Source organism: Candidatus Eisenbacteria bacterium, assembly GCA_018831195.1.
Classification (GTDB): domain Bacteria; phylum Eisenbacteria; class RBG-16-71-46; order CAIMUX01; family JAHJDP01; genus JAHJDP01.
In genome coordinates this window covers 38,441-63,525 of the sequence record JAHJDP010000084.1, presented here as the reverse complement: position 1 = coordinate 63,525, position 25,085 = coordinate 38,441, and the positions used below count along the sequence as shown (strand labels likewise).

General features: G+C 54.7%; 17 protein-coding genes. 10 read left to right on the top strand and 7 right to left on the bottom strand.

What is annotated here, in order from left to right:
- Positions 1 to 14: 14 nt before the first annotated feature.
- From KJ970_14145 to KJ970_14135, 3 genes are read right to left on the bottom strand one after another with little or no spacing between them, the layout of a single operon-like run.
- The gene (locus KJ970_14145; GenBank protein ID MBU2692057.1) at positions 15 to 863 is read right to left on the bottom strand and encodes a xanthine dehydrogenase family protein subunit M; all 849 of its coding nucleotides are present in this window, start codon (positions 861 to 863) and stop codon (positions 15 to 17) included.
- Positions 860 to 1,315, bottom strand: a complete 456-nt coding sequence (locus KJ970_14140; GenBank protein MBU2692056.1) for a (2Fe-2S)-binding protein — start codon at positions 1,313 to 1,315, stop codon at positions 860 to 862. Before KJ970_14140 ends, KJ970_14145 begins: the two co-directional genes overlap by 4 nt.
- Positions 1,305 to 3,533, bottom strand: a complete 2,229-nt coding sequence (locus KJ970_14135) for a xanthine dehydrogenase family protein molybdopterin-binding subunit (GenBank protein ID MBU2692055.1) — start codon at positions 3,531 to 3,533, stop codon at positions 1,305 to 1,307. Before KJ970_14135 ends, KJ970_14140 begins: the two co-directional genes overlap by 11 nt.
- A gap of 219 nt (positions 3,534 to 3,752) precedes the next feature.
- On the opposite strand from KJ970_14135, the gene KJ970_14130 reads away from it, so the two are divergent.
- From KJ970_14130 to KJ970_14120, 3 genes are all read left to right on the top strand, one after another.
- Positions 3,753 to 6,260, top strand: coding sequence for a SpoIIE family protein phosphatase (locus KJ970_14130; GenBank protein ID MBU2692054.1), 2,508 nt, complete (start codon positions 3,753 to 3,755; stop codon positions 6,258 to 6,260).
- Between the two features lies 1 nt (position 6,261).
- A complete protein-coding gene (locus tag KJ970_14125; GenBank protein MBU2692053.1) occupies positions 6,262 to 8,091 on the top strand; it encodes an endonuclease/exonuclease/phosphatase family protein in 1,830 nt (609 codons plus the stop codon).
- A gap of 181 nt (positions 8,092 to 8,272) precedes the next feature.
- Positions 8,273 to 9,277 (top strand): malate dehydrogenase, encoded by a 1,005-nt coding sequence (locus KJ970_14120; GenBank protein MBU2692052.1) that lies wholly within the window; start codon positions 8,273 to 8,275, stop codon positions 9,275 to 9,277.
- Between the two features lie 81 nt (positions 9,278 to 9,358).
- Here KJ970_14120 and pckA read toward each other — a convergent pair whose 3' ends face one another.
- The 4 genes from pckA to KJ970_14100 all read right to left on the bottom strand — a co-directional run bounded on the left by pckA (position 9,359) and on the right by KJ970_14100 (position 15,393).
- Positions 9,359 to 11,008, bottom strand: a complete 1,650-nt coding sequence (gene pckA, locus KJ970_14115) for a phosphoenolpyruvate carboxykinase (ATP) (protein MBU2692051.1) — start codon at positions 11,006 to 11,008, stop codon at positions 9,359 to 9,361.
- Positions 11,005 to 12,222: a pyridoxal phosphate-dependent aminotransferase gene (locus KJ970_14110; GenBank protein ID MBU2692050.1), complete on the bottom strand. Its 1,218-nt coding sequence runs from the start codon at positions 12,220 to 12,222 to the stop codon at positions 11,005 to 11,007. The genes pckA and KJ970_14110 overlap by 4 nt, the downstream gene beginning before the upstream one ends.
- Positions 12,223 to 12,503: 281 nt before the next feature.
- Positions 12,504 to 12,881: a response regulator gene (locus tag KJ970_14105; GenBank protein ID MBU2692049.1), complete on the bottom strand. Its 378-nt coding sequence runs from the start codon at positions 12,879 to 12,881 to the stop codon at positions 12,504 to 12,506.
- Position 12,882: 1 nt separating this feature from the next.
- A complete protein-coding gene (locus tag KJ970_14100) occupies positions 12,883 to 15,393 on the bottom strand; it encodes a PAS domain S-box protein (protein ID MBU2692048.1) in 2,511 nt (836 codons plus the stop codon).
- A 457-nt stretch (positions 15,394 to 15,850) separates the two neighbouring features.
- On the opposite strand from KJ970_14100, the gene KJ970_14095 reads away from it, so the two are divergent.
- The 7 genes from KJ970_14095 (at position 15,851) to KJ970_14065 (ending at position 25,085) form a co-directional block, all read left to right on the top strand.
- A complete protein-coding gene (locus KJ970_14095; protein ID MBU2692047.1) occupies positions 15,851 to 17,647 on the top strand; it encodes a M3 family oligoendopeptidase in 1,797 nt (598 codons plus the stop codon).
- Positions 17,648 to 17,658: 11 nt separating this feature from the next.
- Positions 17,659 to 18,882, top strand: coding sequence for a hypothetical protein (locus KJ970_14090; protein ID MBU2692046.1), 1,224 nt, complete (start codon positions 17,659 to 17,661; stop codon positions 18,880 to 18,882).
- Between the two features lie 112 nt (positions 18,883 to 18,994).
- Positions 18,995 to 19,654 (top strand): OmpA family protein, encoded by a 660-nt coding sequence (locus KJ970_14085; protein MBU2692045.1) that lies wholly within the window; start codon positions 18,995 to 18,997, stop codon positions 19,652 to 19,654.
- Between the two features lie 177 nt (positions 19,655 to 19,831).
- Complete coding sequence (locus KJ970_14080) at positions 19,832 to 20,833, top strand: sugar phosphate isomerase/epimerase (GenBank protein MBU2692044.1); 1,002 nt, start codon at positions 19,832 to 19,834, stop codon at positions 20,831 to 20,833.
- A gap of 4 nt (positions 20,834 to 20,837) precedes the next feature.
- Positions 20,838 to 22,202, top strand: coding sequence for a hypothetical protein (locus KJ970_14075; protein MBU2692043.1), 1,365 nt, complete (start codon positions 20,838 to 20,840; stop codon positions 22,200 to 22,202).
- An 8-nt stretch (positions 22,203 to 22,210) separates the two neighbouring features.
- Positions 22,211 to 24,211, top strand: coding sequence for an FAD-binding protein (locus KJ970_14070; GenBank protein ID MBU2692042.1), 2,001 nt, complete (start codon positions 22,211 to 22,213; stop codon positions 24,209 to 24,211).
- 61 nt (positions 24,212 to 24,272) lie between these two features.
- Positions 24,273 to 25,085, top strand: coding sequence for a 3-ketoacyl-ACP reductase (locus KJ970_14065; protein ID MBU2692041.1), 813 nt, complete (start codon positions 24,273 to 24,275; stop codon positions 25,083 to 25,085).

The window sequence follows — 25,085 nt, the reverse complement described above, 5'->3', positions numbered from 1 at the left end:
GTGATTAGCGCTCACTAGAGATACCCGCCCAGACGAAGAACCATCCGGCGCACGAGGCGCCCCAGGACGTAGCGGCGGTATTCCGCCGTGGAGCGGACGTCGTCGATCGGGGTGACCTCATTCATCGCGGCCGCCGCCGCTTCATCCGCCGCCGCCGGATCACCCGGCCGGCCCGTCAGCAGTTGCTCTGTTTTGTACAGGCGGATCGGCACCGGCGCGATACTGCCCGCGCCGATGCGCACCGATTCGATCCGGCCGTTCCGATAAGCAGCGCAAAGCGCCAGCGCGATTTTGCTGATCGATTGGGCTTGGCGCGTACCGACTTTGCGGAAAAATTGGATCGACTCCGGCAGCGGATCGGGAATATGGACCCAGGCGATGATCTCACCCTTGCTCAAAGCCGTCTTACGATAGCCGGTATGAAAGGACTCATAGGGGATTTCGCGCAGCCCCTCACTGCCGGCCGCAACAATCCGGGCGCCGAGGGACAGCAGAACGGGCAGGGAATCCCCCGCGGGACTGGCATTGGCGATATTACCGCCCAGTGTGGCCCGATTTTGAATCTGCCAGGCGCCGATGTGCGACGCGGCGACGGTCAATGCGGGAAGCGCTGCATGCAACCGCCGCGAACGGCTGATGTCAGAGAAGGTCGTCGTCGCGCCGATCTCCCATCCACCGGGGTAGCGGCGGATACCGCGGAGACGGGGTATCCGCAGCAGATCCATCACACCCGTCGCATCGAGTCCCATGACATGCTGTGTCACCATGAGGTCCGTGCAACCAGCGGCGGGAATCAAATCCGGATTCTCGGTTAGACAATAAATCGCTTCTTCGAGCGAGCGCGGAGCCAGGGCGCGTATCATGAGGGACTCTCCCGCTCCAGCGCCCGCACGATCGCTTCATAACCTGTGCAGCGGCAGAGATTCCCGGCCAGGGCGTTTTTAATCTCGCCCCGGCGCAACCGCGCTTTATTTTGAGACAGCTTCCATCCCGTAACGATAATGCCCGGCGTACAAGCCCCGCACTGAACGCCGCCCTCTTGCACAAAGCGCTCAAGAAAGGCTTGCGCCTCGGGATCGGCGGCGACCCCCTCCACCGTCATAACCTCGCGGCCTTGGCACTGGAAGATCGGGACCAGGCATGAGAGAACCGGCTCTCCGTCGAGTAAAACCGTGCAGGCGCCGCATTCGCCTTCACCGCATCCCTCCTTGGTCCCGGTGAGCTTGAACTTTTCACGCAGCAAATCGAGAAGCCGATCCATCGGATCGCCTTCAGCCGACACTTTCCGCCCGTTCAGCACGAAATCAATCTTCACCCGTTGTTCTCCCCTCCATCATCCATCGATAGAGCCGCTCCGGCGTGGACGGTAAGGCGACCGGTATGATGCCGGTGGCGTTTTCGATCGCTTGAATGACTGCGGGCGCCGCGCCATTCATCGGCAACTCGCCGATCCCTTTGGCTCCAAAAGCCCCTCCCTGCCAGGGCCGGTCCAGAAAAGTGACCTCCATCTTGGGGCTGTCCTTCATTGTCGGAATGATATAGGTCGTGAGGCGGTCATTGAGATATTTCCCTTGCTTCATTTTCATCTCTTCGGTCAGGGCATAACCGATGGCCTGCAGTGTCCCCCCCTCAAACTGCCCCTTGCACATTGTAGGATGAATCACACGGCCCACTTCGGCGACCCCCGTCGCCTTCAGCGGACGCGGTTCCAGCGTATCGGGATCGATATCCACTTCGATCACATGCGCCGCCCACCCATAGGTCGCATAGGCGACCCCCCGGTACGTTGATTCATCGAACTCCTGCCATGCGGGGGGCTCATGATGGAGCGTCACCTCACGGGGCCCTCCCTGTTCATAGCATGCGCGGCCGATATCACGAAATGGCGAGACCGATCCTTTCGGACCCCTGACCTCACTGTCGCGGATCTCGAGATCCGGCCCCGTTCCCAGATGCTCCTGCGCCCAATGTATAACCCGGTCACGGAGTTCCCGCGCGGCGCGCTCCACCGTTCCACCCACGATCATCGTCGTTCGCGACGCCACGGTGGGCCCCGAATCGGGAACGACGGCCGTATCGGGCTCGTGAGCGATAACATCCTCGAGCCGGAGGCCCGCGGCGGCCGCGGCGATTTGCGGCAGGATCGTGGAACAACCCTGGCCCATCTCAGTTTGCGCCGTCAATACCTCCATCCGTCCATCGGCGGTAAGCCGCACCGTTGCAGGAGAACGCATCCGGTGCTCTCCCAAACCGGTGAACCCGGCCCCGTGGAAACTGAGGCTCAATCCGATGCCGCGCATCGGCTCGTCACCCTGCCGGCGCGCACGGGCCCGCTCCATCGAGCGCCACCGGCGCCGGAATTTTGTGATCTTTTCCACTTCCTCCAGAACAAGATGCGCCGAGGTCGACTCATCCAGAACCTGACCGGTGGCCAGACGATCCTCCGGGTGCACCACATTGATCTTCCGGATATCAAAGGGATTCATTTTCAGGGCCCGGGCGACATGGTCGATCATCCGCTCCACCGCAAAGTGAACTTGAGGTGCTCCAAATCCGCGGAAGGCCGCGTTGGGCACCGTGTGCGTTCTCAGCACACGTCCAAAAATTTGTACATTCGGGCAACGATAGGGTCCCGTTGCGTGCAGAACGGCCCGCGAGAGAACGACGGGTGATAGCGTTTGGAACGCCCCCCCATCCAAATCAATCTTGATCTCCATCGCCAAAAGACGTCCCTCTTTGCTGACGCCGGTCCGGTGACGGATACGGGAGGGATGCCGCTTTGGGGTGACCATGAGATCTTCATGGCGGTCATAGACCATTTTGACGGGATGCCCGCTGTGACGCGCCAGCAGGGCCGCATGGATCGCGAGAAGACTGGGGAAATCTTCTTTGCCCCCGAACGCCCCACCGACAGCCGCCGGTTTAACGCTGATCTTATCCTCGGGGATTTGCAGGGTGTGCATCAAGGCTTTTTGCACATAGTACGGACATTGCATCGAGCCGATGATCTTTAACATGCCATCATCGTCGAACCAGGCGATCATTCCCTGGCACTCAATATAAAGCTGTTCTTGATGCCCCGTGCGGTACTCTTCTTCAAAAATGCTGTCGGCCTGAGTGAATGCCTGTTGAATATCCCCATGGTTCAGCGAGAGCGTATAAAGGGGTTCGAGTTGCTCCGCCTCCTCCCAACTCAACGCGGGTGGGAGAGGTTCGTATTCGATCTCAATGGCCTGCAAAGCCCGTTGCGCGGCTTCCCTCGTCGCCGCTGCGGTCAAAGCCACCGGCTCGCCGATATGGTGCACGATCTTATCCGCCAGAACCGGCCAGGAATCATCGAGAAGCTGAACCCCGTTGGGACCAGGGATATCGCCCGATGTTATACAGATAGCGCCGTCAGGGGCGGAAGCGGACTTCCATCGCACCCTCTTGATGCGGGCATGCGGGTGGGGACTTCTTAATGTGGCTCCAAAGATCATCCCGGGCAGGGTGAGATCGTCGGTATACAGGGCCTCTCCCGTGACCTTATCCATTCCATCCCGGCGAGGCGGGCTTTTCCCTATAGGGGTCATAGCACTGATAGTGCCGCAGAAAAGGTTGTTTTTGCAAGGATTTGCAAGGAATCCTCAGGGTGGGCGGGACATCAGGGCGATTGCAACGGACCGGATTTCGCTCAATAATAAGCTCCAAATGTCTTCAGAAAGACAGCTCCGTAAGGGGTCGAATGGGTTGAATGATGAGGAGCCGGCCGAATGTCAGATCCTGAAGTCGCACTGAAACCGTGGCGGGTCCAACCTTCGCCGATTAATCAACCGGCTTGGCGTTTATCCCTCATGATCGTCCTCGGTTCGATCCTGGCCTGGGGGGTCCACCGACTGCTCGGTGGACACAATGCTTTCAGTGTTTGGATCGCCGCCCTCGTCCTGACCGGGACCTGGTTCACGGCGATTCGCTTCCTTCTTCTGGAAACACGTTTCCGGATCTTCTGGATGATCTATCTCGTCCTTGCCGGCGCGACACTGGTCGCATTTGGGCCGAATGAAGCAGGGCGGTATATCGCTATTCCGACATTCGGCGTTTTTTTGTTTTTCCGGACATATGCTCCCTATCAAAGGATGCTCTCCGCCCGGCGCGCCAAAATTTTCTTTCTCGGCCTTATTGCGGCCGGATTTGTTTCTGTCGGATGGGGATTCAGCGGCGGCGAGGTGTCGGATCTTCCCTGGCTGCATGGACTGGCTGAGAACCTGGCCCGTACCGCCCTCGGCGCCCTGCGCCTGTTCTGGATCTTTTCTCTTCTCAATCTCTTTTTTAGGATTCGTCTTCATTTCATGCGCCTGAAACCAAAGCTGGCGGTCAGCGCCCTCTTCATCGCCGGTGTCCCCCTCGTGCTGGTATTGATTTTCATGATCCTCCTGTTGTACGGCACGCTCGGCGGAAGTCTCGCCACCCGCGGACGCGGTATCCTCGAGGATTGGTCGGCCCAGACAGCGGCCGGCAAAGATCTCTCAGGAACAACCTTTACCGATTATTTTACTTTAACAATTCCGGAAGATCCCTCAACCGGACCCGAAGTCCCTGAGCCGCCCAAGTGGATCGGCCTCTTTGTGACCGCGCTGCAGACACCCCTTAAAGACGCCGAGGCCTTGAACGATGATGAAACAGGTACCGGCGTTCCCAAACCCAACTGGGCGCCGGCCGATACGACCGCCTATTTTCTCATCGAATCGGAAATCTGGCTTATCAATGTGCGGGGACTCAGCGCCGGCCCGCTCCGCTTGAGCGGTTATCATGTCAATCAGGACCCCCTCGATTATCTCGCAAAAATGCTTCGCTGCGATGTCGGTCTCTACACGAGCCAAGCGGTTACCGTTGATTCGGACGATCCAAGGTATATCGAATCCCCCGAGGACACATCCCGTCTCTCGATCGACATCAAGGGGTTCCAGAACAGGGCTGAAAGCGGGGCCGACTCAGCGCTCTCTATCTGGAACCGGCCCATGAAGTTCGGGGGGGATCTGTTGCAGACACTTCGTCTGGTGCCGGGAGGCTTCCGCCATAAAGAGATCGTTTTTCACCTCCAGGCCCGTCTCGCAAACCTCGTTAAGGAATTCGCCACAGAGAATTCCAAAATCAATCAGGCCGTCATCGCTGTCCTGGCTTTTCTCGGCATCCTTTTTCTGATACTCGAGGGGTTTGCTCTCTTCCTCGGCATCCGTATCACCACGGGAATTACATCCGCCGTAAATTCGCTGCATTCCAGAACACTGCGTCTGGCCGCAGGGGATTTGGATTCGTATGTTCAAATATCGAACGAGGATGAATTCGGCGTACTGGCCGACTCCTTTAATGACATGACCGTCGCGGTCAGACACGGCCGCGAAGAGGCGGTGGCCCGCGAACGTCTCGAGCGGGAGCTGCAGATGGCCCGGGAAATCCAAGAGCGCCTTCTGCCCCACGACTCGCCGACCATCTCAGGATTCGAGGTGACCGGGATCAGCCTGCCGTCTCTTCAGGTCGGCGGAGACTATTTCGATTTCCTCACACAGGGCGACGGCCGGCTGGGCATCGCTATCGGCGACGTCTCCGGCAAGGGCATACCGGCCGCGCTGCTCATGTCGAATCTTCAGGCGAGCCTTCAGGGGCAGGTTATACACCCCAGTAGCGTGGGTGAAATCGTCAACCGCGTGAATGATCTAATGGTTCACTCGACACACTCGCAGAGATTCGTGACCTTCTTTTATGGCGTGTTGGATATCAATAGTTGTACATTTACATCGACCAACGCGGGACACAATCCGCCGATCCTCCTGCGCGCCGATGGGGCGGTTGAATATCTCGAGAAAGGCGGACTGCTCATAGGCATGTTGCCGGGACAGGCCTATCAACAAGAGACAGTTTCCATCAAACCGGGAGATGTCCTGGTTCTCTATACCGACGGGGTCACTGAGGCCGAAGGGCCGGTTCCCGGGGATGACGATCCGACCGGGAAGACGCCACCCGGAAAGATTCCGCCGGAGGAGATAGAAGATGAGAAAACCATGGACAACATGTTCGGCGAAGAGCGCCTGCTGCAGGTCATCCGTCAATCGTCGCATCTCCCCGTCGCCGGGATCCGGGAAGCAATCCTGAAGGCCGTTTTGGAACATGCGGCCGGGGTTCCACAATCGGATGATGTGACCATGGTGATTATAAAGCGGCATCCTCTTGCTGAACCGGACGGCGGGACGGTCCCACAAGATGGATCAGAGGCGAATGTATAAAATGAAGAGGTTACAGAACCGGCCTCTTTGTCAATTCGGGTTCCTGAATGTGGCCTTCACAATCATCCTGCTCGCCGCGGGGGGCGGCCGCGCCACTCCCCATCCCATCACCATCGACGGCCGGTTTCCCGACTGGGACGTTGTTGAGATCATTTATGAAGATGCGGCCGGCGACGGCGCCGGCATCGATTTCGGAAAACTCCTGCTGGCCGACGATTCACGCTTTCTCTACCTGAAAATCGACCTGGGCGCTGTTTTGAACCTGCAGCAGAATAACAATCTCATCCTCTATCTCGATACCGATGCAGATGATCAAACCGGCTTAAATATTAATGGTATCGGCGCCGAACTGGAATGGAAATTCGGCGAGCTCACCGGTAACTTTTACACGGGCGGATCCCCCTGGAATATAGACTATAGCGATATTCGCTTCCGGTGCGGCCCCTCCGTCACATCGTCCGTATTTGAGATGGCGATCGGGCGCGGCATCCGGCCTGACGGCAGCCACTACCTCTTCAACGGGAATGACATCAGGATATTCTTCCGGGATGCATCAACCGGAGGGGACGAACTTCCCGAAGCCGGGGAAACCATCACCTATAAACTCGACAACGGAACGCCGCCCCCCGATGAGATAATAACGATGGGCCGTTCCGACCCGAACGATATGCGGATATCGACCTACAATGTCGAGAGGGACGGTCCTTGGTCGGGCGGACAGGCTTCTCGATTCGGCCGGCAGCTCGCCGCGGTGGCTCCGGATATTCTGAGTTTCCAGGAAATCTATGAACACACGACAGCGGAAGTCGTCGATTTTGTCTCTGATTGGATTTCATTGGAGCCGGGTGAGAGCTGGTACGCGGCCGGGAACAATGATTGCCATACCATCAGCCGTTACCCCGTTCTCGAGAGCTGGGCTATCGATGGCAATCTCGCCGTGCTACTGGATGCAACGGCCTTGCGGGGAACCCAGATCCTTGTCATCAACGCGCACCTCCCCTGTTGCGAGGAGGAGGCGAACCGCCAGATGGAAGTGGATCATATTCTCTCTTTTATACGAGAAGCAAAGCGAGTGGGTGGGATTTTAACATTACAGAGCGACACACCAATTCTCATCATGGGCGACATGAATTTCGTTGGTTTGAACCAGCAGGTTCAATCGCTGGTCACCGGTGATATCATCAATGAGGGACCCTTCGGGGAGGATTTCCACCCGGATTGGGATTGGACCCCGATGACTCCTGTCTACTGGCGCCAAACAGAAAGACGGATGGGCTACACCTGGCGCAATGACGGCGGCTTATTTTGGCCCGGCCATCTCGATTACGTCATCTTTACCGATTCGGTCCTTGAGATGGGAAACCATTTCGTCATCTACACACCGGCCATGGCGCCCGGTAATCTGGCGGCCTACGGTCTTCAATCGGGGGATTCCGAAGCCGCCGACCATCTCCTCTGCTGCGTCGATTTCCACCACCCTGATTCCGGCAGTGTCGTGGTCCCCGATCCATTTCTCACCGGGCTGGATTTCCAGATCCGGCCGAATCCCTCGGCAGGCGAAGCCGGTCTGGCGCTGCATCTGCCCCATGCCGGTTCCTTTGTGATCGACATATTCGATATCACCGGGCGCAGAGTCAGCCGCCCCTTCGGCCCCGAGTGGACCATCGCCCCCGAAGGAACGAGCGCCTTCAGCTGGAAACCGATGTCATTGGACGGCGATCTTCTCCGGCCGGGAACCTATTTTGTCAGATTACGGAGCCGGTACGCTTGGGGCGGGGGTACGACGACATTCAAATGGACCCATCTCCGGAGCTCTGCACCAAAGCAGTAACTAATTGCCACACAAGGTATTGTAAGGATAACACTGCCGGCATTCCAGATCCGCCTCGCGAATCACGGCCTCATCTTCCGTTCAACTTGACGTATCTGGAGCCTCGCAGTAGTGCTATTATATGAGGCCGGATACCTGAGCTCCTCGTGTCCGGTAATCCCTTTAAGAAAGGAGGCGGTGCGTGCTACAGAAAATTGGAGTGGTGGGTGGCGGCTGGATCGGCGGAGTTCTCGTCCAGGAAATCGTCCGACGTCGCTTGGCGCGGACAGTGGCCGTGACGGATCCCGCTCCCTTTGTGAATGAAAGTGATCCTCCTGAGAAACAGGACGTTCAGAGAAAACAATCCGTGGCCAAGGGCAAGGCCCTCGATATCGCTGAAGGAACGCCGGTGATAGGTTCTGATACGCGCATTGAGGCCTCCAAAGATTATGATATCCTCGCCGGTTGCGACATGATCATCAATACGGCCGGTGTGCCGCGCAAAGCCCGGCCGGATGGGACGTTCCCCTCGCGGGAGGAGTTGTTGTCGATCAACTTGAAAGTTACCAACGAGGTTTCGAAAGCCATCGGCAAGTATTGCAAAAATGCGATGATCATCTCGATCGCCAACCCCCTGGATGCGATTGTCTATACACTGAAGAAAAATCTGAATCCTCCAAAGAACAAGCTTGTCGGGATGGCCGGCGTGCTGGATTCGGCACGCTACCGCTACTTCGTCGCCGCAGAGGCGGGAGTCAGTGTCGATAACGTTGAGGCGATGGTCCTCGGCGGTCACGGCGACACGATGGTCCCGGTCCGCAGCTGCTGCCGGATTGCAGGGATGCCGGTTGAGAAGTTTATCGCCCCGGACAAGCTTGGAGCGATCGAAACACGGGTAAGAAAAGCCGGCGGAGAGGTTGTCGGTCTCCTGGGATTCGGTTCCGCTTTTGTTTCTCCAGCTTTCAGCGCGCTGGAAATGGCTGAAGCGATTATCTATGACCGGAAGAAAATCCTCCCCGTCTGTACCTTGCTCGCGGGTGAATACGGTATCAATGGATTGTATGTCGGCGTTCCCGCCATCCTCGGAGCAGGCGGCGTGGAGAAGGTCATCGAAATCGACTTGACCGCCGACGAGAAAGCGGCCTTGGCCAAGTCGGCCGAAGGCGTCAAGAAGACCTGCGACGAAGTCGACAAGATGCTCGGCTAATTACTCCAGCCTAACGAACCAGAAACGGAGGAGACCGAAATCTCCTCCGTTTCTTGTTGCGCTCCTTGATCCCTTTATTCGCTATTTCAACCGTTTCGGTCCCGCCTCGAGAATTCCCTCCGGGCAGCCATCTTTGTATTTCTTGAAGTTCTCGATGTACCGGGCCACCAGTGCGTCATATTTCTTCCAATACTCATCCTTATTCCCCCAGGAATTCGAAGGATCGAGGACGTCTTCAGGAACATCAGGGCAGGTAAGAGGCACCTCAAAACCGAAAAGTTTATCTTTTCTGTACTTGACCCCGTCTAGCTTGCCCTCAAGCGCCGCATTGAGGAGGTTTCGTGTGTGACGGATACTGATCCGCTTGCCGACGCCGAATTTGCCTCCGACCCAGCCCGTGTTCACCAGCCAGCACTGAGCGCCATGCTTAAGGGCCTTCTGCTTCAACATATTGGCATACTCGAAGGGATGATGAACCATGAAGGGCGCCCCAAAACAAGCGCTGAAAGTGATTTCAGGCTCTATTCCCAGACCGATTTCCGTTCCGGCGATTTTACTCGTGTATCCGGATATGAAATGATAGATCGACTGAGTCGGATCAAGCCGCGCGAGCGGAGGCAAAACCCCCTGCGCATCGCAGGTGAGGAAAATTACATTCTTTGGATGGCTGCGAACATATCCTTCCTGAACGACATTTGGGATGAAATTCAATGGATAACTGCATCGCGTGTTTTCAGTGAATCTGTCATCATCCAGATCCAGATTTCGGGAGGCGGGATCGAAAACAACATTCTCGAGAATCGTCCCGAAACGATGCGTACAAGCATGAATCTGAGGTTCATGCTCGGATGAAAGACGGATCACTTTGGCGTAGCAGCCGCCCTCCAGGTTGAAGACCCCGTCATCGCTCCATCCATGCTCATCATCCCCGATCAATTGACGAGTCGGATCGGCGGAGAGGGTGGTTTTGCCTGTACCCGAGAGGCCGAAGAAAAGGGCTGCATCGCCTTTATCGCCGATATTGGCTGAGCAATGCATCGAGAGAACACCTTTGAGCGGCAGGAAATAATTCATAACGGTAAAGATCGATTTCTTTATCTCACCGCCATATTTTGAATTGCAGACCAGCGCCATTCTCTTCGAGAAATCCATTGCGATGGCCGTCTCCGTCCGCGTCCCCTCAATCCTCGGATCAACCTTGAAACCACTTACGGCAATGAGTGTGAACTCCGGGACATGCGTCTTATAATCTTCCCGGTTGCGGATCTTGAGGAACATATTGCGGGCAAAATGACTTTGCCATGCCTTTTCGGTGATAATTCGAATCGGCATGCTATGCTCGGGATCCGCGCCGACAAAACAATCCTGAACAAAGACTTCCTCGCCCTGGAGATAGGACTGAATCCGGGCGAAGAGCATGGCGAATTTCTCGGAGCTGTAGGGCCTGTTATACTCGCCCCACCAGATGTTCTCTTCGCTGGAAGGCTCCTTGACGACATACTTATCTTGAGCGGCGCGGGCGGTCCATTTGCCCGTATAAACCAACATGGCGCCGCCGCTGGTGATATGACCCTCATTGCGGAAAACCGCCTCTTCGACGAGCGCCGGAGTCGGAAGGTTCCAGTAAACCCGGTCAAGATACTCCAGACCGTGGTTGTCAATTCCGTAGTCGCTCTTCAGTTCCTTGGCCTGCTTCAGGCCAGGCGTATCGAATTTGAGATACTTACTCATGCCCAGTCCCTCACAAGTTTGCGCTCTCCAATGAATAGCTCATTCGGCGAATTCAAATCCAGAGCCCATTTCATTCTTTCAATGCCCGAGGTGATATCTTTCACGGATCCGCAGAAGCTGACTCTAAGATACCCTTCCATACCGAATTCGATTCCGGGCACGGTGACCACTTGTACTTTATCAAGAAGGAACTGCGCAAGTTTCACTGAATCCTTCCTATATACACTGAAATCAGGAAAACAGTAGAATGTCCCATCCGGTGGAATGAGATGAACCCCGGCAAAACTTTTCAATTCGGTGATCATGACATTCCGGTTGTTTTCCAAGCTCACACGGAGGTTTTCAACATGGCTCTGCAGGCCCCGGAGCGCCCCGACCGCCGCGTGCTGAAGCAGCGCGGAGGGTCCGGACGTTTGGTGCCCCTGGATATTCGTCATCACTTCGGTCAGTCTCTTGTTTGCTATGGACCAACCGATACGGAAGCCGGTCATGGCATATTGTTTGGACACACCATTGATAACAACTAATTTCGATGTCTCCGAAAAATCCTTTGCATATTTATAGCAGTTTATCGGTTTTAGGTTATTGAAGATCAATCTCTGATAAATATCATCCATGATCAGATACAGCCCGCGCTTTTCGCAAAGCTGAACAATATCACTAATGAATTGTTCGGAATACATTGTCCCGGAAGGATTGTTGGGGCTATTGATCATGATCGCCCTGGTGAGGGATCCGATCTTCTCTTCAATATCCTGAATTCGGGGATGAAAAGTTCCATCTTCCGGCGTGACGGGAACGGGAATCCCGCCGCAAAGCTTGACCATTTCCGGATAACTGACCCAATAGGGGGCCGGGAAAATCACTTCCTCTTGAGGATTGAGAATGGCCTGCAGGCAAACCATGATCGCTTGCTTTGCACCGCTGGAGGCCATAACATTTTCGGGCTCGACCTTCCTGTTATAGAATTCCTCCGTATAACGGATGATCGCCTTTTTCAAAGCAGGTATACCGTCGGGAGGCGTATATCTAACCTCGCCTGAATTTAAGAGGCCCGCCGCCGTCGTCAAGGCTTCCAAGGGCGGTTTGCTTTTTGGCTCTCCCCCCCCCAGATGGATAACGGGATCACCCTTGGCCCGTAGTATGGCTGCTGTTTCGTTCAATCTCAGCGTAGCCGATTGACTGATAGATCTTGCAATTTGGCTGATACTCATTGCTTTCGCCGTCCCTTTCCATTTTTGCGCAAGTATCATCACCCCAAAGGCGGCATGACCCCTTCCGGAGTGAACATCCCGCAATAAAAACTGAGGGTAAAGGGGCGCAGATCCGATGTCAAGATACGAGGGGAGTAGCGATTTGGAAGGCTCCTTTGAATGCTCCGGATCGGCCGGATCGTCGGGCGCCGCCCCCGCGCAAATCCGGCCCAAAAGATCCATTAGCAGAAGTTGTACTGCGGTTGCCTTTCTCTAACACAAAGCAAAGAGGCGTTTCTGGATTATGCCGCTCTCTCCACCAGCTCTCGAACAGTCGCCAAGAGCTCATCATGATCCACGGGTTTTGTTAAAGCTTTGAGCGCGCCGAGATTCTCGGCCACCTCGAGATACCCCTCAGGAGCCAGGCGTCCGCCCCCGGAGATGGCGATGATCTTTACATCGGGGGATTCAGCGCGCAAACGCTGTATCGTTTCAAACCCTTCCAACCCGGGCATTATTATATCTGTAATGATCAAGTCAAAGGGGTTTTCCCGGAATAATTGAATCGCTTCAAATCCGTCAGCGGCCTCTACAATTTCATACCCTTCTCTTTCCAAAGTCAGGCGCAACATAGAGCGGACCTGGTTATCATCATCCACCACTAGAATTCGAGCCGTCATACTACCCCTCCGTCATTTTCTGTTTCAGGACCACTTGAATTGAATCGACCAAATCCTTGAACGGCACTGGTTTTTGGAGGCATTTCTTGATGCCAGTGGCCTGTTGTTGCTCCATGTCAATATCATCGGCATAACCCGAGATCATTATAATTGGAATCTCCGGTCGTATTAGATGAACTTGTCTGGCCAGCTCCAATCCCGTCAATCCCGGCATTAACTGATCAGTAATGATTAAATCATAATCATCAGGTTGTTTACGAAATGCGTTGAGCGCCTCCTTGCCGTTTGTTTTTATCGTCACCCGATAGCCAATCTTTTCGAACTGAGTTTTACCTAGTTTTGCAAGCATTCCCTCGTCATCAATAAATAGGATGCGCTCATTCCCTCCAGCGACACCGCCCTTGCTTGTGGCGGCTACCTTCCCTAGAGCCTTTTCCTTCTTTAGCGCCAGAGGAAGTAAGATATGGAATCTTGTTCCCACATGCGGCGTGCTTTCGACATGAATCTCCCCATCCGCTCTCGAAATGATGCCGTGGACCGTCGAAAGGCCGAGCCCCGTTCCTTCCCCGGGGCTTCGTGTCGTAAAGTACGGATCATAAATGCGTTGAAGTGTGGCTTTATCCATTCCATGCCCTGTATCTTCCACCTGGATTCGCGCATATCTCCCGGTCTTTAAATTGGGGTATTCGGTGTGGGAGGGCATTGCCTCAATCTGATCCAAGCTGATTTTTAATACCCCCCCACCCTCTCTCATTGAACTAAACGCATTCGTGCCGAGATTCATCAGGACTCGCTGAATCTCCATCGGATCGATCAATACCGGACCGCATTGGTCATTGATTTTTTGCTGGATATCGATAGTCACCGGAAGCAATCCCCGGAGCAATTGTATTGTTTCTTTGATGACCGGCTGGAGGTGCGTGGTGCGGCGTTTGAATTTGCTGGCCTTACTGAATGTGAGTATCTGCTTGACAAGATCGGCCGCTCTTTCGCCGGCATTTTGAATCTGCTGGAGATTACTAAAGGTCGAGCTGTCCCGGGGGACCTCTTCCATTGCCAAACCAGCGTACCCAAGCACAGCATAAAGAATATTATTGAAATCGTGGGCGATCCCTCCGGCCAGGGTGCCGATCGCCTGCATCTTAGTCGCTTGCCGGAGTTCTTCTTCTATTTGCCTTCTTTTCGTAATATCGGAGAGCGATATAAGCACTCTTGCCAAGGAAATTTCATACCCGCATGCTATCGAACATCGAACTGAAACGTATATGCTGGATTCATCAGAGAGGTGTAATTCTAATTCGAAATCTTGGATCGCCTCACCTCGGAAAAGAGCGACAAGCGGCCGCATGATACTTTGGTATGAATTGTCTGACAGCAAGCGTGAATACTCGAATGCCGAGAAATCCCTCGATTTGAACCTAAGCAGGTTTCTGGCAATTTCGTTTGCATCGATAAGCTTAATCCGAGCTAAACATTCCCTTCCGATACTTGAGTTTTGTTCAAAATAGGAGTCCAAATCCGTGATATTATCCAAGCAGAATTCATCGAAATAGGCCTTTGCTTCTGAAATATCCACCTCAAGAACTGCGACCGGAGTGTCTTCAAAAAGGCTTCGATACCTCTCTTCACTTTCACGAAGCGCATTTTCTACAATCCTTTGATGTGTGATATTCATGATGCCGGCTAGAGCGCCGGCGTAGATGCCCCCACCATTGAAAATTGGAGCTAACGACAGATTTGTATATATCAGTCCGCCGTCTTTCTTTTGAAATACCATTTCAAACTCTGTGGAACCATCATCTTGACAGCTCTCCAAATATTTTTTACAGAGTGGAATCTTGTTGACGCCGAGGAATGACAAAATCGACTTTCCCTCAATCTCGTCGATCGAGTAGCCAAGCATATCGGCCATACATGGATTAACAAATGTCGTTATGCCGTCGCTGTCAACCGCCCAGATACCCTCTTGTAAATTGGCGACGAGCGTTCGATACTTCTCTTCGCTCAAAGCCAGCGCCTGTTCCGCCTGTTTTCGTACGGTCGCGTCTTCATAGATCGCCACTATTTCACCGGAGGGCAGCTTATAGACATAGTTATCCCGCCAGCCCGCGATTCTCTCATCTTGATACCAAGAGATCGGAAAAGACTGCGGTTCCCCGGTCCGCCAAACTTGTTGAAACAACGCAAAAAGACCGAATTCCTCCACTCCGGGGAAGATTTTCTTTACACTGCGCCCGATGACTTCTTCACGTTTGACACTCTCCGTCATTTCGCCGCATTTGTTGAAATCCAAAAAGATAAAATCCTCACCATCATTCACTGCTTCATAGATCGCGGCGTTGAAATGCAATTGTCTAAACAAATGCCGGTAGCGATTGTTGCCTTCTTGCGGAACGATCGCAATCTTTGATCGCTCGTCGCCGGTATGCGATGCTGGTTTCGGATAGAAACGGGAATGGGGGACGGTATCCACCCGGTCCTCAGGAAGATCCGCTCGTTGTGATTCCGGCATGTGATTGAATTCCCATCCAGTTCCCGGGAGTTAAAGGCCCCATGGTCCGACTATTCGAACTATCGTCATAAATGGCTCCCATCTTCAGCTTGATCGGACCAGCGGAAATATCTTGTTACTTCTTATATAACAACAAGATAAACTCGTAATCGGACCCGCCTACCGCGGGGAGCCCTCCATCCGATAGAGATCCAGCCTCAGATTCCTTTCACCGGCGGGAGAGGCGACCGGAAGGCGGGGCGGATCCCCCGGCCGGTTCTTGGGCTTAGCGCCATCACGGCGCTTCGCCCAGCACCGCCGCTTTCAGTGCCTTTTGGAAACGTACAAGTCCGGGGGGAATAAATGGGGGCGGATCGAATCGAAGAGGGCGACTTAACTTCAATCGAAATACTATCTTGACCGCCGGATGCTAAACCCTTAGAAATTATACGAGAATCCAATAGAAAAGGAGCTCCCAATGAATCAAAGAAATATGAAATGGGATCTCGAATCGATATTTCCAGGCGGTTCGAATTCAAAAGAATACAAGGAATTCCGGGAAGTTGTCACCCGGGATCTGCACACGAGAAAAGAGATATTCTCCTCCCTGCAAAAATCAATCTCAGATGCCTCTAGATCGTCATGGGCGGATTTTTTGAGTTCAATGCAGGATCTTATTGAGCGTCTCAATCATGCCGCGAGTTTTGCCGGCTGTCTCTCCGCTCAAGATGTCAAGGATGAACATGCCAACACGATACTCGAGGAGATGTCAGCACTCGATGCGATGTTTCAGACGATCATGACCGATGTCGAAGAGGTCGCCATCAAGACCTCCGACAATGAGTGGGCAAAGCTTGTCGAAGATCCAAGGTTGGCCGGCGCCAAGTTCTTTTGGAACGAACTCCGCACAAATGCCAGGAAAAAAATGGAACCCCGCCTGGAGAAGCTGACGGCTGAATTGGCTGTCAACGGCTACCACGCGTGGGGACGGCTTTATACAAAGATCGCCGGGGATCTGCGGGCCGAGTTTGATGTGGCCGGCAAGATCGAAACGTTATCCATGGGCCAGCTGGCCAACAAGATGAGTTCCCCCGACCGGGATATCCGCCGGCAGGCTTTTGAAAAGCTCGAAGCAACCTGGAGAAGCGTCGAATCGACGGCGGCCATGGCGCTCAATTCACAGGCCGGCTTCCGCCTGGATGTCTATAAGAATCGTGATTGGAGCTCGGCTCTATATGAACCCCTCGTAATGGGACGGCTGAAGAAGGAGACCGTCGACGCGATGTGGCAGTCGGTGGCGCGCGGTATTTCGCGACTGACGGACTATGTGAATGTTAAAAGGAAGTTACTGGGTATCGACAAATTCCGTTGGTATGATCAGATCGCCCCTGTTGGAGGCGGCAACCTGAAATACACCTATGATGAGGCTTGTGATTTTGTCATCACCCATCTTACAACCTTTTCTCCTGATCTCGGCGCCTTAGCGAAGAAGGCGATCGACAATCGCTGGATCGAAGCGGAGGATCGCTCCGGCAAAGCCGCGGGCGGATTCTGCACAGGCCTCCCATTAAAAAGGGAATCCCGCATCTTCATGACATTCTCCGGCGCCTACGATGAAATGATGACACTGGCGCATGAGATCGGGCATGCTTATCACAGCCATGTTCTGAGAGATCAGGACTATTTCGCACGCCACTATCCGATGAATCTCGCTGAAACCGCATCGACCTTCAATGAATTGCTGGTTACCGACGCCGCACTGGAATCAACAACCAACGCCGACATCAAAATTTCCCTTCTGAATCAGAAAATTCAGGATGGGATGACAATGTTTTGTAATATTCGCGCCCGTTTTCTCTTCGATTGCATGTTTTATGAAGAGAGAAGGAAAGGCACCGTGCCGAAGGACCGGCTCAATGAACTCATGGTCGAGGCTCAGAAAACAGCCTTTGGTGATATCCTTTCCGAAGATGGTTACCATCCGTACTTTTGGGCGTCCAAACTGCATTTCTTTATAACAGAAATGCCGTTCTATAATTTTCCATATACATTCGGATATCTCTTCTCTGGAGGGATCTACGATTTAGCGAAGAAAGAGGGCCCCTCGTTCTACAAGAAGTACCGGGCTCTTCTTGCCGATACCGGCTCCATGACAACGGAGGCGGTCGCACAAAAACATCTCGGCATCGACCTGACACAAGAGACATTCTGGGATGATGCGGTGAATCGCGTCCTTATGGATGTTGAAACATTCATCTCAATGGTTGAAGAATAAGAGAGGAAGTCATGAGCCGCACCCAACATACCATGCCAGTGGCCGTTTCAATGCTGCTGGTTCTCATCGCTGGACCTTTGGCAGCAGCCGACGTCAATGAAGGCTCTTTATCCTCGACACCACAATCATCGCTGTCCTATCAAGGTCATGAAAACGATACGGACAGCGACAATCTCATCGCCGTTTATCCGGCCTTGCTCGGAACCCGATTGGATGACTGTCAGACCTGCCATACCGGAGGTATCGTGACAGATGCTGATCAGAAAGAGTTTTATCTGAATCCCTGTTCCTATTGCCATTTGGTCCCCACTCCCGACGCATCGTTTACAGTGGGGATACCCGGGAGCTTTGAAGCCACACTGAATCCATTCGGCTTGGATTATAAAAACAAAGGCCGGGATCAAAAGGCCTTAAAGGACATTGATGGGATTGACTCCGATGATGATGGCTTCACCAACATCGATGAATTGATTCAGGGGCGCTATCCGGGCGATGCCGGCAGCAAGCCGGGCCAACCCTTCGCGCCCACCGACACATTAAGTTGGGAAGAGATACACAATCTTGACGTTCACAATCAATTCATGCTGGTAAACGCACATAGGCAGAATTTCGATCATTACGTCGCCTACACAGGTGTTACCGTAAAGGAAATCCTGAGCGCCGTCGGCGCTGATGCCGCCGGCGCCACCAGCGTGACCTTCATCGCTCCCGACGGCCACGCCAAAGACTTTGCCATAGAGCAGATCAAAACGGCATTCCCCGCCGGTCTTTATTATGGAAACTTGGATCCGGGACATTTCACCGATCCGGATCAGGGGTTTGTGACGTACCCGCCGGCCGAATTCATCCCGGAGGGCATTGAGGATGGCGGAGAAATTCCGGGAGAACAGTGGATCATGATCGCTTATGGCCGCGAAGGGAACGACCTGGATCCCGGCCATTTGGATTACACTTCCGGAACACTCGAGGGCGAGGGTCCCTATCGTTCCGTCGTTCCCCAAAGCAGGCCCGGAGCGCCGGATCGAAGCTCAAAACATCCAACCACATATAATGACGGCCTGGATTACGATGACAATAAGGAACACAACTCCGGTCTCTGCACTCGTGGTCTGGTCGCCATCCGCATCAATCCCATGCCGGAGGGGTATGAGGAGTTTGACTGGAAAAACGGAGGATGGTCTCTTCTTGAACACCGGCGGATCCTAATTTATGGTGCAGGAATCACCCGAAAATAGAGATCCACAAAGCTTGATCCTGCCGTACACTGAGGATTGCTCCGAAGCAAAAGGCCCGGTTCAATTCAGAGATGGAGTCTTTACGGGTATTGAGGAATGGGAGGATTGGAAAATGACGACTAGATATCGCCGATTCATCGGAATCTTCGCGAGCTGCATCTTTGTCTTTTCAACGATCTTGGTGACAGGATGCTCGAGCAAATCGCAGACAGGCGCCGGAATAGGAGCCGCCGCTGGAGCCGCCGCCGGAGCCATCATCGGCCACCAATCCGGCAATAAGACGGAGGGCGCTGTCATCGGCGCTGTCGCCGGCGCCACCGTCGGCGGCCTTATCGGCCGTCGTTTGGACAAGCAAGAGGAAGAGCTGGCGGCGATCGCCGCGACGGAACGAACCGAAGAAGGACTGATCGTTACCCTCTCCTCTGAAAAAATCAATTTTGAGGTGAACAGCAGCGTCGTCTCATCCCATTCCCGCGGTGTGTTGGTCCGTCTGGCAAATACGCTCAAAGAGTATCCAGAGGATATTATCCTCATTGCCGGGCATACCGACAGCGATGGCGCCGCTGAATACAACCTGAGCCTCTCCAAAATGCGCGCCCAGGCCGTGGCGGATATCTTCATCGCCAATGGTATTGATCCCGCCACGATCCAGGTCCGGGGGTATGGCGAGACGCAGCCGATTGAATCAAACAATACGGCGGATGGAAAAGCGCAAAACCGCCGTGTGGAATTGACGATAACAATTGATGAGAGCAAAGTTCCGCAGGGTTGATCGAAGTAGTATTGTTGTCGATTGAAAAGATGCGTTTGGAGTAGGCCGGCCTAACAGCCGGTCTATTCCATTCCAGCCGTCTCCAAGATCGCCCGCGCCGGTAATTGGGGATCCTGGTCAAAATAAAAGGCACAGAAGTTTCACGATATGCGCTCCTCAAAGTCCATGAGAGGTCTCATGAAATCTTTTGATGTCGGCATCGACAGCTACAGTCTCCAGCCCCTCAACCTCACCCCGGATCAGGTCCTGAACTGGGCGAAGCAGCACCATGCGGATGGCGTCCATTTCACCGAGATCAATAGGCCGCCGGATCGCGCCCTCGATAAAATATTTCTTCGCGACTTGTCACAACAAGCTGAAAGTGCATCCCTTTATTTGGAATGGGGAGGCGGGCAGCACCTTCCCTATGATACGGCAACCTGGGATGTCAAAGATATCTACAGTGAAAACTTGAGGGCGGCGCAGGAGGCGCATCATCTGGGCACATCAATTGTACGATCCTGCTCCGGCGGGCTCATGCGCTGGGCCGACAAGGCGCCGCCGACCGAAATCCTGCTGATGGGAATGACCGAAGCGCTCGTCAAACAGCGTGATTTTCTCACCGACCTCAATGTCACACTCGCCATAGAGCTTCACTTTGAGTTCACAACATTCGAGCTGTTGCGGCTCTTCGACCGGTGCGGCGCCGAGCCGGGAGGTTATCTCGGGATTTGTCTTGATACGATGAATCTTCTGACGATGCTCGAAGATCCCGTTTTAGGCACGGAACGTATTCTTCCCTGGGTCGTGGCGACGCATGCCAAGGATGGCGCGCTTCTGTTGAATGATGAGGGACTGGTCTCTTTTACGACCGAGATCGGCAAAGGTCAGATTGACTTCCCACGGATCCTCTCGCTCCTCTCGACCCTGAACCGAAAGATCCGGCTCTCGGTGGAGGATCATGGCGGATCCTTCGCCATACCGATCTTTAACCTCTCCTTTCTCTCCCGTTTCCCCGATCTTACCCCCACCGAACTCAGCCGGTTGATACAGCTCGCCTTCCATGGGAATCAGGGGGTTCAGGAAGGAAAGGCGGCGCCCCTTGATCGCGCCCTTTGGCCCGGCATTTGTGAAAGCAGGGTTCAGAGGGGTGTTCATTATTTGAAGCAACTCTGCGGTTCAGGGCCGGGAAAAGAGTGAAACAATGAGTTCATCATTTGAATCTTTTCGATACCCCAGCAAGGCCGCTCTACTCAAGAAATGTGATGGGTTGGGTCTTTCCATCTCATACCTGGACAATTTTGATCTTCTCTTCACACCGCTTGCCGTCGGCGACCGGCAGACGCCGAACCGGTTTGCCATCCAGCCGATGGAAGGCTGCGACGGAACGGAAGATGGGGCGCCCACGCCCTTAACATTCCGCCGCTATCAGCGCTTCGCCGCCGGCGGCGCCGGTCTGATCTGGTTTGAGGCGACCGCGGTCACTCCTGAAGGAAGGGCGAATCCGCATCATCTATTATTGTCAAAAGCAAACCTGCCGGATTTCAAGCGGCTGGTTGAGGAGACACGCCATGCCGCCGCCGTGGCCGTCAATGGTTCGCATGCGATCCTTCTCATTTTGCAACTCACCCATGCGGGCCGGTATGCACGCCCCGTGGACCGGCCGCAGCCGGTCCGGGCTCAGTACAACCCGATCCTGGATCCGCTCCAGGGTCTCACCGAAGAAGATCCGCTGATCACAGATGAAGGATTGCTGGATCTTCAGGACCAATTTCTCAATGCAGCGGAGCTGGCCCTGGCGGCCGGATTCGACGGCGTCGATGTCAAAGCCTGTCATGGCTATCTGATCTCGGAATTGCTGGCCGCGGCCACTCGTCTCGAAAGCCGTTTCGGCGGGTTATTCGATAATCGGAGCCGTTTTCTCACCGAGACCGTGCAGAAGATTCACGAGGAGTTCCCCGGGCTGATTGCCGCCAGCCGGATCAATGTCTATGACGGCGTGGAATACCCTTATGGTTTTGGAGTCGATTCAGAGGATCCCGATCAATTCGATCTGTGGGAACCCATTGAACTGATCAAAAAACTAAAGAATAGCGGTTGCGCTCTTCTCAACATCACAATGGGTATCCCCTATGTCAATCCGCATATCGGCCGGCCTTACAATACACCTCTCGCCGGTGGAAAGAGCCCCGCGGAGCATCCCCTGATCGGCATCGATCGGCTGATGACGGCCACCCGCGTCCTGCAGCAGGGCGAGACCGACCTGCCTATGGTCGGCACCGGCTATAGCTGGCTTCAGCATCATTGGCCGCATGTGGGAGCCGGCGTGGTTCAATCGGGCGGCGCGCAACTGATCGGTATCGGCCGCGGAGCCATCGCCTACCCCGATTTTGTGAAAGATCTCTACGAAAAAGGCGCCATGGATCCCGGCAGCGTTTGCATCGGTTGTTCCCGCTGTTCCCAGCTCATGCGGGATCACGGCCGGGCCGGGTGCGTCGTTCGTGATGCTGAAATTTATCAGCTTGAATATCAGCAGGGACGGGACCGGGCTAAGGAATCGGAAGGATAATCCCACGCATGCCGTTGATCCGCTCCGACATAACGATCGGCGATTATCAGATCCCCCTGTTTTCAGGGAACACGGTGATTGTCGGCAGCGGCGCGGCGGGTCTGAATGCCGCCCTGCAGCTTCACCGCCGCGGAGTCCGGGATATCGCAATTGTCACCGAATGTTGGGGCGCCGGCGCTTCCAACAACGCCGGTTCGGACAAGCAGACCTATTACAAACTCGCCATTGCCGGTGATCAGAAGGATTCCCCGCAGCAGATGGCCCATGATCTTTGCCATGGAGGATCAACACACGGGGATATCGCGCTGTGTGAGGCGCAACACTCGCTGCAGGCCTTCTACAATCTCGTCGATCTCGGTGTCTCCTTTCCCCATGACGCCTATGGCGGCTATCCCGGTTATCGCACCGATCATGACCCGCGCGGCCGGGCGACATCGGCCGGACCCAGAACCTCACACGAAATGTTCGCTTGCCTCGGCGCCGCCGCGAAAGAAGCGGGGATTCAGATTTTCGACAAGCATCAAGTCGTCGCGCTTCTCACTCAGACCGTCCATGACGAATCTTCCGTTTGCGGCCTTATCGCAATCAGCACCGGCGCCCTTCAAGAAACCAACGGCTTTGTATTGTTCAAGACAGCCAATGTTATCCTTGCGACGGGAGGACCCGGCGGATTATTCAAGGCATCCGTCTATCCGGAGAATCAACCCGGCTCTCTGGGATTGGGCCTTGCCTGCGGCGCCATGGCCCAAAACCTCACCGAGTTTCAATACGGTTTATCCTCTATCGGCTTTCGCTGGAACCTTTCGGGAAGCTATCAGCAGGCGATGCCCCGGTACCTTTCAACCGATTCTGATGGCGCCGACGAAAGAGAATTTCTCCTGGAACATTTTCCCGATAGCCAAACCCTAGCCGGAGCCGTTTTCCGGAAAGGTTATGAATGGCCCTTTGACGGCAACAAGATCGAGAATTATGGATCCTCACTCATCGATCTCCTGGTCCACCGGGAGACGTCGCAGAGAAACCGGCGTGTCTATTTAGATTATACAAAAAACATAAGTAATCAGCCCTTCAACCCCCATCAGCTCGATGGTGAGAGTTTGCACTATCTGACGCGATCCAAGGCCCTGCGGGAGACGCCTTTGGTGCGTCTTCAGGCCATGAATCCGGCGGCCGCAAAACTCTTCGCAAGTCACGGGATTGATCTGTCGCACGATCGTTTGGAGATCGCTGTCTGCGCTCAGCATTGTAACGGCGGGCTGACCGGCAATATTTGGTGGGAATCGAATATCCGCCACCTCTTCCCGATCGGCGAGGTCAACGGGAGCCATGGCACGCGCCGGCCCGGTGGTGCGGCCCTCAACGCCGGGCAGGTCGGCGGGATTCGCGCGGCGCTCTATATCGCGAAACATTATACGGGACCGCCGTCCACCGACGCCCATTTCCTTCAGAAGACCAGGGCTCAGATCACCAGGATCATTGATCTGGGAAACAGGATGTCCGGCGGGGGCCGCGCAGAATCGCTGCGGCCGGATCAGGTCATCGAGGATCTCCGGATCCGCATGAGCCGGAGCGCGGGACCGATCCGGGATCCCGCCGGGGTCGCCCAGAGCCGGCGGGAAGCCTGGGATCTCTTTCAGCGGATGGGAAAGGATTTGGCCGTTTCGGGGCCCCATGAGATCGGGCTGGGGTTCCGGGCGCGTGATCTGGCCCTGACACATGCCGTTGTCCTCGAAGCGATCCACGAATACATTAGCAAGGGGGGGCTATCGCGAGGGGGTTTCCTGATCCCGCAACAAAACGGCGCGATAGAATGCGAAATCCTGGGATCCGGCGCCTGCTTCTCTCTCAACAGCAGCAGCGCGCCGGTGGAAAAGAAAATTCTGGAAATTTCGGTGGACTCTAAAAACCGGCCCCAAACAAGGTGGGTTGATATCCGTCCTGTGCCGAATCCGGATGATTGGTTTGAATCTGTTTGGGATGATTACCGCAAGGGACGTGTCATACCTTGATGACAGCTCTTGAGAATTAAGGAAGGCCTCTAATAGCTGGAAATTGAAAGCAGGCGTATAAATGGAAGGCCGTCTGAATCCCCCAAAACCCCGGCCGGTCGCCTTTGTTACGGGCGCTGCGAGAGGTATTGGCCGCGGTATCGCCATTGAACTCGCCCGGAATGGGTACGACATCGTTGGAAATGCGACAAATTACAATCCGGCGCAGACCGGATCGGGATTGGCGGAAGTACAGGCCCGGGTAGAAGCATTGGGGGCCGCCTTCGCTCCCGCCCCTGGGGATATCGCCGAGTTGGATCAGCACGAGCGATTGCTGGCCGTCGCCCTGGCCCGTTTTCAACGTGTCGATCTTCTCGTCAACAACGCCGGCGTGGCGCCCGTTATACGCCGTGACATCTTGGAGACAACTCCCGAAAGTTACGACCGCGTTCTTTCTGTCAACAGCCGGGGACCCTTCTTCTTTGCGCAGCGGGTGGCGCGGCAAATGATGAAGCAGGTCGCTGTCGATCCGACACTTCCGGCCGCCATTATCTTCATCTCTTCTATCTCGGCCGACACCTCTTCCCCGGGACGCGTCGAGTATTGTGTTTCTAAGGCGGCGATGAGCCAAATGGCCCGTGTCTTCGCCCACCGGCTGGCCGAAATAGGTATTAATGTTTATGAGGTCCGTCCCGGTCTCATCAAGACCGACATGACCGAACCGGTCCAAATAGCTTATGACGCCAAGATTGAGAAGGGCCTCATTCCTCAAAAACGCTGGGGCTTGCCCGAGGATGTAGGTCGCGCCGTCGCCTCGCTGGCGCGCGGCGATTTCAACTATTCGACCGGCATGATTGTAGAAGTCAGCGGAGGACTCAATATCCGCCGTCTATAG

What these genes read in the sequence shown, in the direction of transcription:
- KJ970_14145 (MBU2692057.1), bottom strand. Translation starts at nt 863, where the DNA reads ATGATACGCGCCCTGGCTCCGCGCTCGCTCGAAGAAGCGATTTATTGT.
- KJ970_14135 (MBU2692055.1), bottom strand. Translation starts at nt 3,533, where the DNA reads ATGGATAAGGTCACGGGAGAGGCCCTGTATACCGACGATCTCACCCTG.
- KJ970_14130 (MBU2692054.1), top strand. Translation starts at nt 3,753, where the DNA reads ATGTCAGATCCTGAAGTCGCACTGAAACCGTGGCGGGTCCAACCTTCG.
- KJ970_14125 (MBU2692053.1), top strand. Translation starts at nt 6,262, where the DNA reads ATGAAGAGGTTACAGAACCGGCCTCTTTGTCAATTCGGGTTCCTGAAT.
- pckA (MBU2692051.1), bottom strand. Translation starts at nt 11,008, where the DNA reads ATGAGTAAGTATCTCAAATTCGATACGCCTGGCCTGAAGCAGGCCAAG.
- KJ970_14110 (MBU2692050.1), bottom strand. Translation starts at nt 12,222, where the DNA reads ATGAGTATCAGCCAAATTGCAAGATCTATCAGTCAATCGGCTACGCTG.
- KJ970_14105 (MBU2692049.1), bottom strand. Translation starts at nt 12,881, where the DNA reads ATGACGGCTCGAATTCTAGTGGTGGATGATGATAACCAGGTCCGCTCT.
- KJ970_14100 (MBU2692048.1), bottom strand. Translation starts at nt 15,393, where the DNA reads ATGCCGGAATCACAACGAGCGGATCTTCCTGAGGACCGGGTGGATACC.
- KJ970_14095 (MBU2692047.1), top strand. Translation starts at nt 15,851, where the DNA reads ATGAATCAAAGAAATATGAAATGGGATCTCGAATCGATATTTCCAGGC.
- KJ970_14090 (MBU2692046.1), top strand. Translation starts at nt 17,659, where the DNA reads ATGAGCCGCACCCAACATACCATGCCAGTGGCCGTTTCAATGCTGCTG.
- KJ970_14085 (MBU2692045.1), top strand. Translation starts at nt 18,995, where the DNA reads ATGACGACTAGATATCGCCGATTCATCGGAATCTTCGCGAGCTGCATC.
- KJ970_14080 (MBU2692044.1), top strand. Translation starts at nt 19,832, where the DNA reads ATGAAATCTTTTGATGTCGGCATCGACAGCTACAGTCTCCAGCCCCTC.
- KJ970_14075 (MBU2692043.1), top strand. Translation starts at nt 20,838, where the DNA reads ATGAGTTCATCATTTGAATCTTTTCGATACCCCAGCAAGGCCGCTCTA.
- KJ970_14070 (MBU2692042.1), top strand. Translation starts at nt 22,211, where the DNA reads ATGCCGTTGATCCGCTCCGACATAACGATCGGCGATTATCAGATCCCC.
- KJ970_14065 (MBU2692041.1), top strand. Translation starts at nt 24,273, where the DNA reads ATGGAAGGCCGTCTGAATCCCCCAAAACCCCGGCCGGTCGCCTTTGTT.